This is a genomic window from Myxococcales bacterium (assembly GCA_016712525.1).
Lineage (GTDB): Bacteria > Myxococcota_A > Polyangia > Polyangiales > Polyangiaceae > JAAFHV01.
In genome coordinates this window covers 1,639,384-1,653,011 of the sequence record JADJQX010000008.1, presented here as the reverse complement: position 1 = coordinate 1,653,011, position 13,628 = coordinate 1,639,384, and the positions used below count along the sequence as shown (strand labels likewise).

Annotated in this window: 7 protein-coding genes, 1 pseudogene and 1 CRISPR repeat array (1 of these 9 running past the window's edge); all 8 genes and pseudogenes read right to left on the bottom strand. The window is 67.2% G+C overall.

Annotation, left to right across the window (positions count from 1 at the left end; translation table 11 throughout):
• Positions 1–464: a CRISPR direct-repeat array (repeat unit 36 nt; unit sequence GCTTCAACGAGGCCGGCGTGCGAGACGCCGGAGATG); it reaches 11,736 nt to the left of the window's first position.
• A gap of 161 nt (positions 465–625) precedes the next feature.
• Positions 626–1,318 (bottom strand): hypothetical protein, encoded by a 693-nt coding sequence (locus IPK71_36590; protein MBK8219276.1) that lies wholly within the window; start codon positions 1,316–1,318, stop codon positions 626–628.
• Positions 1,319–1,594: 276 nt separating this feature from the next.
• The gene (cas2, locus tag IPK71_36585) at positions 1,595–1,885 is read right to left on the bottom strand and encodes a CRISPR-associated endonuclease Cas2 (protein MBK8219275.1); all 291 of its coding nucleotides are present in this window, start codon (positions 1,883–1,885) and stop codon (positions 1,595–1,597) included.
• A 3-nt stretch (positions 1,886–1,888) separates the two neighbouring features.
• Positions 1,889–3,580: a CRISPR-associated endonuclease Cas1 gene (gene cas1, locus IPK71_36580; protein MBK8219274.1), complete on the bottom strand. Its 1,692-nt coding sequence runs from the start codon at positions 3,578–3,580 to the stop codon at positions 1,889–1,891.
• 65 nt (positions 3,581–3,645) lie between these two features.
• Entirely contained in the window at positions 3,646–5,349 is a 1,704-nt protein-coding gene (gene cas5u6u / locus IPK71_36575) for a type I-U CRISPR-associated protein Cas5/Cas6 (protein MBK8219273.1), read from the bottom strand.
• Positions 5,346–6,308: a type I-U CRISPR-associated protein Cas7 gene (cas7u, locus tag IPK71_36570; GenBank protein MBK8219272.1), complete on the bottom strand. Its 963-nt coding sequence runs from the start codon at positions 6,306–6,308 to the stop codon at positions 5,346–5,348. Before cas7u ends, cas5u6u begins: the two co-directional genes overlap by 4 nt.
• Positions 6,305–8,470 carry a type I-U CRISPR-associated protein Csx17 gene (gene csx17 / locus IPK71_36565; protein ID MBK8219271.1) on the bottom strand — a complete coding sequence of 722 codons (2,166 nt, stop codon included), beginning with the start codon at positions 8,468–8,470 and terminating at the stop codon, positions 6,305–6,307. Before csx17 ends, cas7u begins: the two co-directional genes overlap by 4 nt.
• Positions 8,467–11,079 carry a DEAD/DEAH box helicase gene (locus IPK71_36560; protein ID MBK8219270.1) on the bottom strand — a complete coding sequence of 871 codons (2,613 nt, stop codon included), beginning with the start codon at positions 11,077–11,079 and terminating at the stop codon, positions 8,467–8,469. The genes csx17 and IPK71_36560 overlap by 4 nt, the downstream gene beginning before the upstream one ends.
• A 1,897-nt stretch (positions 11,080–12,976) precedes the next feature.
• Positions 12,977–13,624, bottom strand: a pseudogene (locus IPK71_36555) (hypothetical protein).
• Between the last annotated feature and the right edge of the window lie 4 nt (positions 13,625–13,628).

Sequence of the window (13,628 nt, the reverse complement as noted above, 5' to 3'; positions counted from 1 at the left end):
ATCCTCCTTGAACCTCACAACCTGGGAAGAGTGGCTTCAACGAGGCCGGCGTGCGAGACGCCGGAGATGGGAGCCCCAATGGCAATCTTGGGCCCTCGGCAGGAGCTTCAACGAGGCCGGCGTGCGAGACGCCGGAGATGGGTGAGTCATTTAGTCTCCTGGTCAAAAATCTTGCTGCTTCAACGAGGCCGGCGTGCGAGACGCCGGAGATGATCGAAGCATCACCTGTTCGTTTTGATGGATACTTGCTTCAACGAGGCCGGCGTGCGAGACGCCGGAGATGCTCGAGCGCGTTTGGGCGCTACGTCCCTCGGCTTCGCCGGATGCGTTGCAGCCCTTTCACGAGGCCGGCGTGCGAGACGCCGGAGTGCCGCCCCTTCACAGGCCGGCGTGCGAGACGCCGGAGATGGAAGGCTTCCGTCGCCGACGCTTCAACGAGGCCGGCGTGCGAGACGCCGGAGATGGGCGCTCCCAAACCCGTAGCAGTTCCAACCACCTACGCCACGGGTTGCGAGCGCCTGCTCGCGGGGCACGAGGTCTCCCCCGCGAGTCACAGTCACGATTCCAAAAACTCCTATCATTTCAAAGAACGAAGGCCCCGCGAGCGGGGGCCGGGAAATCGTCGTCACTTCGCCGCTCGCGCCGCAGCTTTACTGAGGGTCGCGAGCCGAGTGAGCGGCAGGGAGACGATCGCCGTCCACACCTTGCCCTCTTTGCGCGCTTCGACCGTGACCTTCAGGCCGGCTTTTCGCATCTCGGCTTGGGCGAGGCGTGCTTCGCGCTTCGCGGCGATCTCGTCGTCGTTCGGCTTCTCGTTCGCTTTGGCGAGCTCGCGCCGCTTCTGCGCAATCTCCCGCGAAGAGAGCTTCTTCACGTCGATCGTACCCTTGCCCTTCGGGCCGCGCACTCCGGTGGTGAGCACGTCTTCTACCGTGTCGGGCTCGGGAGTCTGCTCGGTCAGGCGCACGAGCTCGTACGCCTTCTCGGAGCCCACTTCGATCGCCTTCTCTCGGGGTACCGCGCGCGCGATCGACACGAGCTTGAAGGCTTGTGTCTTTCCCATGATCTTGCGCCCGTCGATGAGGTCGCCGAACGAGGCATAACCGGCCTGGAGGTACAGCTTCTTGTCGACGATCTCTTTGAGGGCGACGCCGATGTCGTAAAAGTCTTCGACGATGCGGGCCTTGCGCCTCTCGATCGTTTCGAGGAGCGAGGCGAGCCGCTTCTGGGCGGCAGCGCTCTTCTTCACGCCTGCGAGCACCGTCTTCTTCACCGTGGCCAGGGCCTTCGTCGCCGTCGCCTTCTTCGCTGCTGCCATCGTCTGTCTCCCCTCGTCGACGGCCCAACTTCAGGCGCCTGAAGTTGCAACTTCAGGCGCCTGAAGTTGGCTCGGTCACCCCCTCGGAGGCCTCGTCGACGAAGGCGATCATGCCACACGTTTTCTCTCGCCGCAGGGAAATTCAAGCCCCGCCAGCGATCGGCCAGCTCCCTCCCGCTCGACGTCGCGCGTCATGCCGCCGTGACCACCGAAAATGCAAATCGTCGAGGGTCGGAAATCAAATCGTCCACGATGGCTCCCCCTTGGCAGCTGTGGCTACACCACGATCGCGCACCGTTCGGGCACCGTGTACGCCTTGCCGAGGGCCGTGATCGAGGTGGAGCCGCGCCCCTCGACCGGCCCCACGTCGACGAAGAGCACCTGGTCCTCGCGGTGATCGATTTCGGCCGCGAGCCGCGCACGTAGCTCCACGAGCTCGCGGGCCGACAGCTCGCAGCGGAACACGGAGAGCTGCACGTGATCGCCGAACCCACGCAGGACGCGGAACACCTTTCGCAACCGCTTCGGGTGAGAGACGTCGTAGCTCACGATGAACGCCTGCCGCATGGCTCACCTCGTTCTGAACGCGGGGTACTCCGTAGCTTCGCCGAGCAATAGCCGCCCGAACACACGGGCCTGAACCTCGAGCACCCGGCGGTAGCTGATGCGATAGTCGAACGTCGGGTGCGTGACGAGCTGGTCCATGCGGCGCTCGTACGCGTAGAGGAGCTTCTTTCGCCCCGAAGGCGAGAGCGAGCACCCGTCCCTCCGCACGACGAAGTCTCCTTCTCCGACGACCTGCGTGTTCAGTACGTTCACCACGGTCGAGTCGGCGATGAGCGGCCGAAACTCTTCCATCAAGTCGAGGGCCAGCGCGGCTCGGCCGAAACGAGGCCTGTGGTACACGCCGAGCAACGGCTCGAGCCCCGCTTTGGCCACGGCGACCGTGAGCTCCTTCGTGAGGAGGGAGTACACGAACGATAGTAATGCGTTGATAGGGTCTTTCGGGGGGCGGCGGTTCCGGCCCTCGGCGTCGAACGCGTCGACGAATGCCTTTGACCCCTTCACCATCTTGGGGAACGCTTGAAAGTACACGCGCGCCGCCGAGCCCTCGATGCCGAGCAAGGACTCGGCCGCGTCGCACGCTTCTGCCTTCTTCGCCAAGATCTCGAGCTCGCCGAGCGTGCTCCCCTCGAGCCCCTCGGCGTTGCGGCGCAGGAGCGTCCGGCAGTTTCGGATCTTGGAGGCCACGAGCCCCTTCGCCACGCCGAGACAGAACGCCGGGTCGCGGAGCTTGTCGTGTTGGGCGATACGTAGCTCGATGTTCTTCGTCCCGAGGCCGCCGAGAAGCCCGCAGAAGTACCCTCCGTAGCTGAAGAACGCGAGCGGCACCTCGGCCTCGAGCAGCGTCCGCACGGCCTGCGTCGACACCTGCACGTTCCCGTACACCGAGACCGAAGACGTGTTGGCGACGCGCGCCCGCACCTTCTCGTCTTTCGTCGCGATCTCGAGCTCGTCACCCACGACTCCGATGCGCCCGCCTTGTGCCTGCACGTGCAACGGGAGGGTGTCGTCTCGCGCGGGGACGAGCCTTCGCACGCGCTCCTCGCCGTCGTCGAGCAGGTCGCGGAGGAGGCGCGTCTCGTCGGGAAGGCATATGCCAGAGAGCGAGCATCCTCCGCACTTCGGGCTCGAGGTGAGGGGAGGGGGCATCTCTCCCTTGTCGACGAGCTCCCGCGCGCGCGCCACCGCGCCGAGCACGATGGCCTCGAGATCCGGCGTGACCTCGATGCGTACGCGCCGCTTCGACTTGGCGAAGTAGAGCGAGCCGTACGGCACGCGGTAGCCGTGCTCACGAAGCAGCATGACCTGCGCGGCCACCTGCGCCCGCTCGGGCAAGTAGGCGCCCTCGTCCACCTCGGGCGCGCGCCCCCGTTTGTACTCGACGGGGATGACCTCGCCGTTCTCCCCTTCCTCGACGAGGTCGATCTTGGCGATCACACCGAGGCGCGACGACGAAAGCTCGACGCTCGTCGCCTTGTACGGAGGACCCTCGGGCTCCTCCACGGCGTCGTCGTCTTGGCCATTCGCGGGCGCAGGAAGGTCACCACGTTTCTCGTCGGTCCGCCCGTGCACCGCGCGCCCATCGAGCGTGAACGCGTTGTCCGCCCACTCTCCCTGCGCCCACTCGAGGTAGAGCAGGCGCTCACAGAAGAGCACTTCGTTCACCATCCGAGCCGGCACGAGGTCCGGAAGCGGCATCTTCCCCACGAGAGGAAGATGCTTCGCCCGCCGAACCTCGGGAGCCTCGTCGACCTTCGGCGCGCTCATGCTCCCTCGGGTTCGAAGAGCCCGAGCCCGAAGTGACTACCGAACCCCAGAGCGATTGGTCCACGCACGGGCTGCTCGAACGTAAGGCGCAGTGACAGCCCCACGTTCATGGGTGCGCGCCGGTCCCCCCGTTCCCGGCGAACATGGCGGAACCGGAGGGTGAGCTCCTCCAGCTCACTCCCGACGAGGACACGAAGGTCGCCCGCGTACCGCCCGAGCACCACCGACTCCACGGGTTGAAAGCCATGACTTCCGCGTGTCTCGATTTCCACCGTCGCGGCGGCAGGCAGCCCGCGATTCGACAGCTCCCGTTGGATCTGCGAGAGCAGTGAGCCCGTCCCTCGAGGTTTCAGGTGCCAGGAGGGGACGAACGGCGTCACACTCCGAAAGCTCCGACTCTCGCGGGTGATCGGCACCCCGCCGTCGAAGAGCTCCGGCTCTCCCTCGCCCACTACGGTCAGGTACAGTGTCGGGAGGTCCTTCGAGTAGGTGCGTTTCGCCGCGTGGAGAGCGGCCAAGGCTCCGCGTGAGAAGCCCATCGGGCACACGGCGAGGACGTGGTCGAACTTCGCCGAGCCCATGTCGTCTCGGAACCGCTCGGGCCCGCGCTTTCTCACGGGCTGAAGTGCCAGGTGCCGATGCCCGACGACCGGCTCGCCCTTGTGCTTGCCGGTGAGCCAGTCCGTCTCGGCAAGGCCCAGGTCGTCGACCTTGCGGGCCAACGTCTCGTGGATGCGATCCATGAAGCGCGCGACGTTCTTGATACTGGGCAAAAGGTCGGCGTTCTTGGTGTCGGAGGCGATCGCCAGGAGCACGGCGGTCGGGGGCGTCTCGCGAACGGCTCGAACCCTCGGCGCGATGCGAGGCACCAGCGCATCGGCTCTCCGGTAGTACGAGACGAACCTGGTGCCAGGCGGTTGGCTCCATCCCTCACGGCGGAGGTTGCCCGTGTCCTGGAGCAAAGCGCTGACCGTATCCAGAGGCACGGACTGTTCGAGTTTCTCGATGTCCTTCTTGGCGAGGGCCTTGAACGCCTTCCCCTTGGCTTCGGCCTTGGCGCGCTCGGTCTTCTCGAGCGCCTCCTTGGCACGCGCGATGTAGCCCTGTCGCCACGCCGCGTAGTCCTCGGGTTGGTCGAGCGCGAGCGCCTCCACGCGTTCGTATCCCTCGGCTGGCGGACGTGCTCCGGGCTCGATCCACTCGTCTTTGGGAGCCTCTGCGACGTCCTCCACGAGACGACCCACGGCCCACGACTCGGCCCGGCCAAGGTATCCGACCGATGAAACGAGCTTTCTCAAGAGCTCACGGCTCGCGGTGGGGAGGCCAGTGGGGTACTTGACCCAAATGGTCGTGTCGCCGTCCGGTAGATGAACGAACGTATCAAGGACTTTCGTCGTCTTGCCGCCCGCGATGGGCATGTAGTGCCGGGTATGCGCTGACGATGCCTCTGGCAGGCAGTACGAAGGGACCACCCTGCCAAGAAGCTCCAGGAGCTCCCTCGCGCTGCCCTCGAGGGCAGACCAGCCAAGCCGCCCGAACCCCGTGGCCACGAGGGCTCGGAGGAGGCGCCATGGGCTAGGAGGCCATTCGACCAACCCCTCGTTCACATGGCTGCCCCACGGTGTCGCGTGGTACCTCTTCCCGACGAGCTCGAACGCGAGGATGGTCTCCTCGGCTCGCTCCCCAGCAAGGATGCTCACGCCTTGAACTCCACGGTGGTGATCCCGTTCTTCTCCGCGAAGAGCGGAGCGCAGGCCTTGATGGCGCCGGGAAGAGCCTCCTTTAGCGCCGTAAGGCTTGGGAGCTCGAACCCACCCGGCCGCTGAGCCGTGATCGCGTTCGGCGCGACCGGCTCGAGGTCGCAAGCCGTCCGGAGCCGAAGCCGTCCGTCGAGCAGCTTACGAATCTTGTAGAGCGCCAAGAGGACGAGGAGCCGGCTTGCATCGTCTCCCAGGCCGAACCCGCGAATCTCCTCGATGTCTAGGTTAAAGTACGCGACGATCCGCTTGGCCGTGTACTCGTCTCGCTGGAAGGGCACGTTGCCGAAGCCCTCTTTCGCCTCCCCACTCGGGTTGACGTGGTCGTTCTTCACGCCGCCCGATGCGGCGACGCTCACATCTTCGGCCTCGATGAAAGCCGACAACGCGCGCTCGAGCCGGAGTCGGCCTCCGACCAGGTCCTTCTTGGCAAGGAAGACCCCGTGGATGAGCGCGTTGGCGTCATACCGAAAGAGGATGCTCGCGAGCCGGGGCCGAGAGATCGCTCCGTTCTCGAGCTCCTTCGTCTCCTTCTGGAGCTTGTCGAAGAAGCTCTTGTCCTTGCTCTCGAGGATGTAGGGCGAGTTGAGTCGATGCGCCTCGGTGATGGAGCTCGTCAGGTAGGCCCCCTTCTGCTCGACCCTCACGTACGAGAGCCCCTCGAGCTCGCTTGCCAGCTTCTGCTCTCCGGTGTCCCAGCAGACGGTCTCCAAGCGGTTGGCCATGCTCTGTGCGCTCTCGACGAGCAACCGAGACCCTTGGGCCGTCTGAAAAACGGCGGCGCCAAGGTCTGGGAAGCCTGTCGGTTGAAAGCGCGTGCCTTGTACGGGCTTCAGCTCGACCTCGAAGAGGACGCGGGTGGTGGTGGTGTCCTTGAGGAGCTTGTCGACATTCACGCTCATGACTGGGCCTCGTCTTTCTTGGAATCGGAGAACGGTTTGCATACGGCGCGGAGCAGGCGAACCTGATCGGCCGGGGACACGGGGATGGCGACGGCTGCAGCGAGCCTTCGCGCAAGAGTGGGGGAAGCGGCGACGGTTCGAAGGATCGGCCGAGCTCCACTCGCGACGAGTCGCGTGAGAATGCGATCGACTGCGTCGTTGGCGCGGCCGGCCTCGAGCAATCGCAGAATCGTTCCGTCGAGAACGGGACGGAGCGGAGGCAGGTGGCGATCCTCTCGTCGCGACGCGACCTTGCTCGGTTCGAGCTTGCCGGGAAGAAAGGCGAGGCGGACCAGCGCGTGCAATGCGCTCGGTTCGCCGAAGCTCGTCCGTTCCGGGAGCTTCGCTTCACTCCACGAAATCGACAGGAGACCGCGCAGAAGCCTCGCGATGCGCGCGTCGTCGGTTGCCCCGCGCAAGAAGTCGCCGATGTCGGCGAGCGTGGCGAACCGTCGTCCCTCGAGGGGAAAGCCCGCGCTGCGCTCCCGGGTCCCATCGATGGCCCGTCGATTCGCGATGGCGACCAGGTTGCTGATGAGGTCGCCCCCCGACCACACCACCTGAGGGTCCGAAACCAGCGCATCGGCGCTCTTTCGAAACTTGGGGTACCGCTCTCCCTCGTAGGGCACCACATTCGTCCGGATAGGACCGAGCTTTTCGCTGGTCTGCGACGCGATCGCGATCGCGAGCCGGACCTCCGTCTCGTCGGGGAGCCGTTCGAGCCAGGACGCGCTGAGCAGGGGGATGGGCTCGACGTTGCTGCTCGCGCTCGAGCGAGGAGAAGCAAGGTACAAGTCCTCGACCTCTCCCAGCACACCAAGCAAGGCCTCCCAGGTCGTGCCACTGGCGTTGGGGATCGCGGCTTGAAGCATGGCTGCCTCGAGCTTGCGCTGCGCTCGCTCCAAAGAGGCAGGCGCCGTCTTCTGCCCCGCCGCGCGCTCCAGGATGCGCGCAAACCCGTCGATCTCATCGAGCAAGGCGACGTGTCTGTCGTGTGCGACCGTGATCCGTCCGATAGGGATCGCGAGGTTCGAAAGGCCGTTCCGTTCGAAATATCCATAGCGAACGAACTGCTTCACACCCCGTGAGACGCCCAGCTTGGCCACCGAACGGGCAGCGTCGATCGTCCCTCGAACGGGGCGCTTCCCGCCGTGGAGCCGTCCCTCTTCGAACAGCCTCTCGATCTCGCCGAGCGTGGCCGCCCCTGACCAGAGTGGCATCCACTGCTCTCCCCGCGCGGACGCATCCGCAGGCGATGCGCTTCCGTAGCCTACGCCTTGGCAGCGCAACGCAAACGGTGCCGCGGCGTTCGTGAGCTCGGCCGTGTCGAGCCGTCGCAGGGAGGCAACCCTCAGCACAAGAGAGCCTTCGAGCATGAGCACGAAGTCCCACGGGTTGATGAGCGCGTTGCCGTCGAATCCCGCGCTCGCGTTCGCGCCGCCAGCGGCTCCCGGATAGAACTGGCCGATGGCGTTGTCCGCCAGGCCGGGCACCGTATCGCGGAAGAGCGAAAGGGCGAGCAACCCGATGTCGTCGCTACCGACTACGCCGGTTTCGGGGTCGATGAGACCGACGAGCCTCTGCATGTAGTTGTTGGTGAAGTCGAGGCGACCGTCGTTCCCGCCCGTGCCGAGCAGGGCCGGGAAGCTCGGCGTCCCATCCCCACCGATGGTGAACGACGAACGCAACCAGCCGTAGGCCGGGCCATCCCACGAGGAGACACACGCGCGCAGGAGCGCTGCCTTCTCGTCCCCGCCCGGCTTCTCTTTCCGGTCTCCCACTGTTTGCTGGGCTTGCGCGATCGCTTCGCGGTACTTCTGAAATCGCGGAGCCTGAGCGTTCTTGAGGCGCCCGAATCCGTCTTGGTTATCCCCGGGGTAGAAGCCGCTGCCGCCGTTCCATGGGCTCAGCAAGGGGGTCGGTTCGTACTTCTCCGCGAAGAACGTGATGAGCTCCTCCCTCGTGAGCTTCGTCACGAGCCGGAAGCCATCGTCTACCCAAGCTCCGCGTACCTCGGGGTCCGCCTGTTCGGCCACCAGCCGAAGTACTCCGAGAGCCTTGAGGTAGTGGGCGAGCGGCGTCGGGGCGCAGCCGTGGAGGGCGTGAACGTACTTCTGGGTCATGGGAGCACCTCTGCTGGCAGGGCCGACGCGCGCCAGTCGGCGACGCGCAAGATGGCCTCCAAGAACGCGAGGGAGAATGGGCCTCGGGACGCGAGCAACCGTTCGACCCTGTCCGTCCACGACGCCCCGTACCTCGGGCCGAGGCCGAGACCGGCCATTGCGAGCGAAAGGGTTAGGCGCGGCAGCGCGACGCCAGCGCCGGTGTCATCCGGGAGATCTACGGCAGGGATGGCGTCTCCGTCCGCCACGCCATGAATGCGATCCTCCCCGTCCTCGATGTCGCGAGGTGTGCTCGCCCATCGTCCGCGCACCTTGCCGTGGTGCGACACCACAAGGTAGGCGACGAGGTCGATCTCGTCAGCGCTAAGCCCGGCGAGCTCGTCTGCGAGCGGATGCGTGTCGAGCGCGTCCTCGGCCACAACCGGCTCGCTCGGCGTACCTAGCAACTCGAGCACGTCCCGGTGGGGGCCGAGAAGGGCGGCGTGGTCGGGCGCTCTCCGCCGAAGTACCTCGAAGAGCATGAGGCCGCTCGCGAGCTCATGCCTGAACCCGGGCCTCGCGTAGTGCGCGAACGCTCCCTTCGGCGCTTTGGCGAGGTCGCCTCGCCTGCCGAAGGCCGGCGTCGCGCTTCGCGCCGTCTCGCGAATGGCGCTCTGAAACGTCGGGTGGGCCTTCCCGGCGTCGTGCCAACGCGCCGCTAGCGAGAGCGCTCTCGTAAGCCGCTCGTCGAGGGCAAAGGCGCGCGCGAGCTTGTCGACTTCGGCCCGCGCCTCGTGGCCGTGAAGGCGAATCGTCTTGAAACCATCGAGCTCGGCGAGGGGGTCGTCGTCCCCAGCGAGGCTCGCCTCGACCATCCGCTCTTGGCGCGCCTCCGTCGTGTTCGCGGGTCGCGCGCGTTCCACCGGCTCGACCGGCGCCTTGGCGCTTTCGTCCCAGCCGCGGGTCGCGTGGTATCCGCCGGCGCTCGTTCGCAGGAGGATCGTCGTCCCGGGCACGACACGCTGGTTCTTTGGCCGCTTCTTCCAGCAACTTTGGACGAAGTCGAAGGTGTAGGACTCCGCTTCCGACTTCTTCAGAAACTCTTGGAGCTGGTGGGCCGGGACGGGGCAGAGCTCGTCGCGCGTCGGCCACGGCGTGTCTCGTAGATCTTTGGGATCGTCCTCGAGCCTTCGCCAGAAGACCGAAGCGTCGCGGTCCTCACCGGAGCGAATGTAGCGGCCCACGTCGAGATCGGCGCCCGAAAGATCCGGCGAGGTATCGAAGAGCTCGTCGAAGTCTTTCCGGCGGAGGACATGCTCGGGAGTGTACGGGTAGAGTGCCGCGAGCCTGTCGGCCTCGAGCGCTTCTTCGTAGGTCTCGAGCGCCCGAGGGCCAACGTCCTTTGTTCCCTTGCCGATCGACGCGAGAGAATCCGCCGAGCCTCGGAGCGCGGCGATGTCGTACGGGCGCGCTTCCGCCTCCTTCGCGGGCACCGCCCCGACGACGATCACGTTCCCGTGTTCGCCAGCGTACCGCGCACACCTACCAAAACGCTGAACGAGGGATGACCACGGTGCCAGCTCGGTCACGAGCAGCTTGGCCGACATGTCGACCCCGGCTTCGACGACCTGGGTCGCCACGATGATTCGCCCCTCTTCTGGGAGCGCTGCTGCGCTGTTGGCTGCCTTCGTCAGAAAGTCCCATCCGCGGCGCTCGTGTCCGCGAAACCTGGAGTGTACGAGCTTGACCTCGGGCTCCGGCCCGACCTTCTTCCCCTTTTTGCCGGGTGAGAGTGCGGCAACCACCTTGCCCGCCCGATCGACCGTGTTGACGATCACGAGCGTCATTGTGCGTGGGGTGTGCTTCTCGAGGGCAAGCTTCGCGATCTCGGCCGGATCGGTGACGTCACTCCGATGTTCGACAGCCTTTGCGACCTCCCAGAGCCCCCCCGACCTCTCTTCCGCCGCGATGCGCGTCTGCGGCAAGCTCGCGACGTGGGTACGAAAGTCGACCGTTCCGAGCCAGCTTGGTTGAAGCGTCGCGCTCATCCACCAGGTGAACGTGGGCCGATGTACGGGGCGGCCGCTTTCGGCATCGGCACGGCGAAATGCCGCGAGCTGCGTGGTCGTGGCGAGCCCAGTGTCCATGAGCTGGACCTCGTCGATGACCCAGAGGGCGTCGGAGTGCAGCGCACCAAGCTCCATGGGCCACAGGGCCCGGGCGGAGGCGTACCCTCGGTTCATCGCGCGCGAGAGCAGCATGTCCTGCGTGCCGATGAGAATGGTGGGCTTGTCGAGGTCGTCGAGCCAGCTCGCGATCTCGCGCCCGCCGATCAGCACGACGACGTTCACATCGAGGCCTGCGGCCTTCACCCAAGCCTTGAGCGTCGTCTCCGTCTGTTCGACGAGCACACGCATCGGCAGGCAGAACACCAGGCGGCGGGGCCAGCGGTCATCGTTGCGAACGCATCGATGGAAAAGCCACGCGAGAGCCGTTCCCGCGGTCTTGCCAAAGCCAGTGGGAATACGGAGAAGCCGATCGGCTGGAGCCTCGGCCTGGGCCAACGTAGCCTGCCAGGCGTAGGGCGGCGTTCCGGAGACCGCCTCGAACCAAGTGCCGTAGCTCTTCATCCTCGCACCTCCATCGAATTCGCTCGCTTCCATCCAAGCCCGCGTGCCCCAACTTCAGGCGCCTGAAGCTGCAACTTCAGGCGCCTGAAGTTGAGCCCTTGCCCTCGGCGATGCGCTCTCATCGCCCACCCCACAAGACCTCCAGCACCCCCTCGTCGTCGTCGAGGCCGCCGACCACCACGTCGCTCTCGCCGTCCTCGACGCACACGAGGTACTCCACGCCGGCTCGCGCCGCCGTCGCCCACGGGGTGCCCTCTTCCTCCTGCGCGACGGCGAGGAGCTCGCGGGCCCTCGCGGCGAGGCGCGTCACCTGCGCCTGGTCCACCGCGTCGCCCTCGTGCGCTCGCATCGCGTGCTCCCACGCGTCGACCTCGGGCAGCAGCGCGGCGCAGGGGCGGGGCGCGACGAGGAGCTTCACGAAGAGCCCCGCCGCCTTCTCGGGCACTCGCTCCACCCACGTGCGCACCCCCTCGGGCACGGCGCGCAGGCTGGGGACGCCCGCGGCCTCGTCGTCCCAGCGAAGCACGTAGTCCCCCGCGAGGCGCGCGCGGAGCTGGTTCGCCAGCATGCCTACCTTGACGCGCGTCGGGGGCTCGCCGCTCGCCGTCGGGAGAGCCGCGATCACGTCGGCGACTCGCACCCGGCCTCCCCCCGCCTCGAGCAGCTCGGCGAGCACCTCGCGCTGCGTCTTCGTGCGCGTCTCGCCCCACGCCGAGAGCCCGAGGCCACCTCCCTGCGCGAGCCTGAAACGCCCGTCGTGGCGCAGCACCGAGCGTACGAGGCGCGCGTCCCACGAGGCGATGGGCTCGCCGAGCGAGGCCATGAAGAGCTTCGTGTCGGCCACCCCCGCGCCCTCGTCGCGCTGCTCGAGCCATGTGGCGATGGCCTGCGTCGCCTGTGCGATCGCGGCCTCTCCTCCGGGCACGTCGCGGGGCGCGAGGCCCATGCGCCCGTCTTCTAGGAGCACGAACGGCGCGCGCGTGCGCATCATGTTCCACGCGAGGTCGTTTACCCCGCGGCGCGCGCTCACCCGGGCGCGGAGCTCGCTTTCGGCGAGAGGGGCCCCGGCCTTCGTGAGCTCGTCCTCGATGGTCTCGTCGATGTGCTCTCGCGAGATGGCCTCGTTCTCGGCCAGCGACACCACGTTCCGCCCGAGGTAGCGCACCTCCTTCGTGTCGCGCAGCAGCGAGCCGAGCGCGTACGGGCTCATCCACTCGGGCAGGTCGGCCACGAGCGCGAGGTGGGGGAGGAGCTCTGTCGTCGTCCACTGGCGCGCGCTCCCGTGCTCGGCCATGAGACGCGCGGTGAGGGGGCCGAGGCGCCTCCTCCACACGTAGAAGTCGGGGACGAGCTCGGGCAATGTCACGAGCCCGCGATCGATCCAGACGAGGTCCTCGGGCCAATTTCCCCGTCCGCACGCGGCCGCCACGTCCGCCACACGCTGCGGCCCGCGCGCGGCGCGCAGAAACGCGACCACGGCGTCTGCTTTGCGCTCCACGTATCCCGTGACGCGCTCGCCTTCCATACGCAGCTCCCCTCGTACGAAGCCGAGCAGCGCGCCCACGTCTTCCTCCGTCAGGTCCGCCGCCGCCGCGAGGCGCACCTCGAGGTCGCGCCGCTCGAGGGGAAACACCAGCGCCTGGCACACACGCTCGAGCCGCGCGACCTTCGCCTCGAGCTCGGCCGCGCCCACGCGCGAGAGGCACGGAGCCCCGAAGAGGTCGACCACGTAGCCTGCCGAATCCCCGAGCACGTGCTCGAGCAAGAACCGAAACGGCGCCAGATCGGCCTCGATGTCGGCCACGAGCGGCGCCCCTTGCTCACCTGGGGCGTCGAGCCGAAGGAGCAGCCCCGGGAGGCGCTCCGCGATCGCCGCGGCGAGGCGCGTCGTCCACGGGGCGTGCGCGCGCAGCTCGGTGATCGCGCTCGCCTCGAGCTGCCGCACACGCTCTCGCGAGACCCCGAGGCTCTCCCCGAGCTCCGCGAGCGTCGGCACGGGACCGACGAGGCCCGCACGCTGCGTGAGCACCATGCGCTCTCGGAGGGCGAGCTTGCCGATGGCCGCGACGAGCAGACGCTTCCACTCCGTGTCGATCACCGCGCCCGTCTCGGTGTACGCCTCGCGAAGGCGAATCAAACCGGCCGTCGCGTCGGTCACGGTGCGCCGCCCGAGGTTCGGCGCGGCCAAGAGCTCGGCGCGCGGCACCCGCACGAGCTCGCCCACCGTGCGAATCCCACGCGCCTCGGCGAACGAGATCAAACGCGGGGGCAGGGGAGCCTCGTTCGGTGCGCGTGCCTGCAAGTCCGCCGGCAAGAGCACCGCGAGCCCCTCCCACCCGAGCATGGCCGGGTCCAAGCTCACCGACGCGGGGGTGTCGTCGTCGTCCGGGGAGGCGAGCTCGCCGGCGGCATCTTCCCAGCGCATGCCGAGAGCGCGCTCGAGCACGGCGCGTGTGTCGGCCACGGTGGTGCGCCCGAGGTTCTTCTCGAGCAAGAGCGCGGCGGGGTGTTGCCTCGCCAAATCTCCTACCGTGGTGAGCCCCATGCGC

Coding starts and splice junctions, on each gene's coding strand:
- cas2 (MBK8219275.1), bottom strand. CDS start 1,885: ATGCGGCAGGCGTTCATCGTGAGCTACGACGTCTCTCACCCGAAGCGG.
- csx17 (MBK8219271.1), bottom strand. CDS start 8,470: ATGACCCAGAAGTACGTTCACGCCCTCCACGGCTGCGCCCCGACGCCG.
- cas1 (MBK8219274.1), bottom strand. CDS start 3,580: ATGCCGCTTCCGGACCTCGTGCCGGCTCGGATGGTGAACGAAGTGCTC.
- IPK71_36590 (MBK8219276.1), bottom strand. CDS start 1,318: ATGGCAGCAGCGAAGAAGGCGACGGCGACGAAGGCCCTGGCCACGGTG.
- cas7u (MBK8219272.1), bottom strand. CDS start 6,308: ATGAGCGTGAATGTCGACAAGCTCCTCAAGGACACCACCACCACCCGC.
- IPK71_36560 (MBK8219270.1), bottom strand. CDS start 11,079: ATGAAGAGCTACGGCACTTGGTTCGAGGCGGTCTCCGGAACGCCGCCC.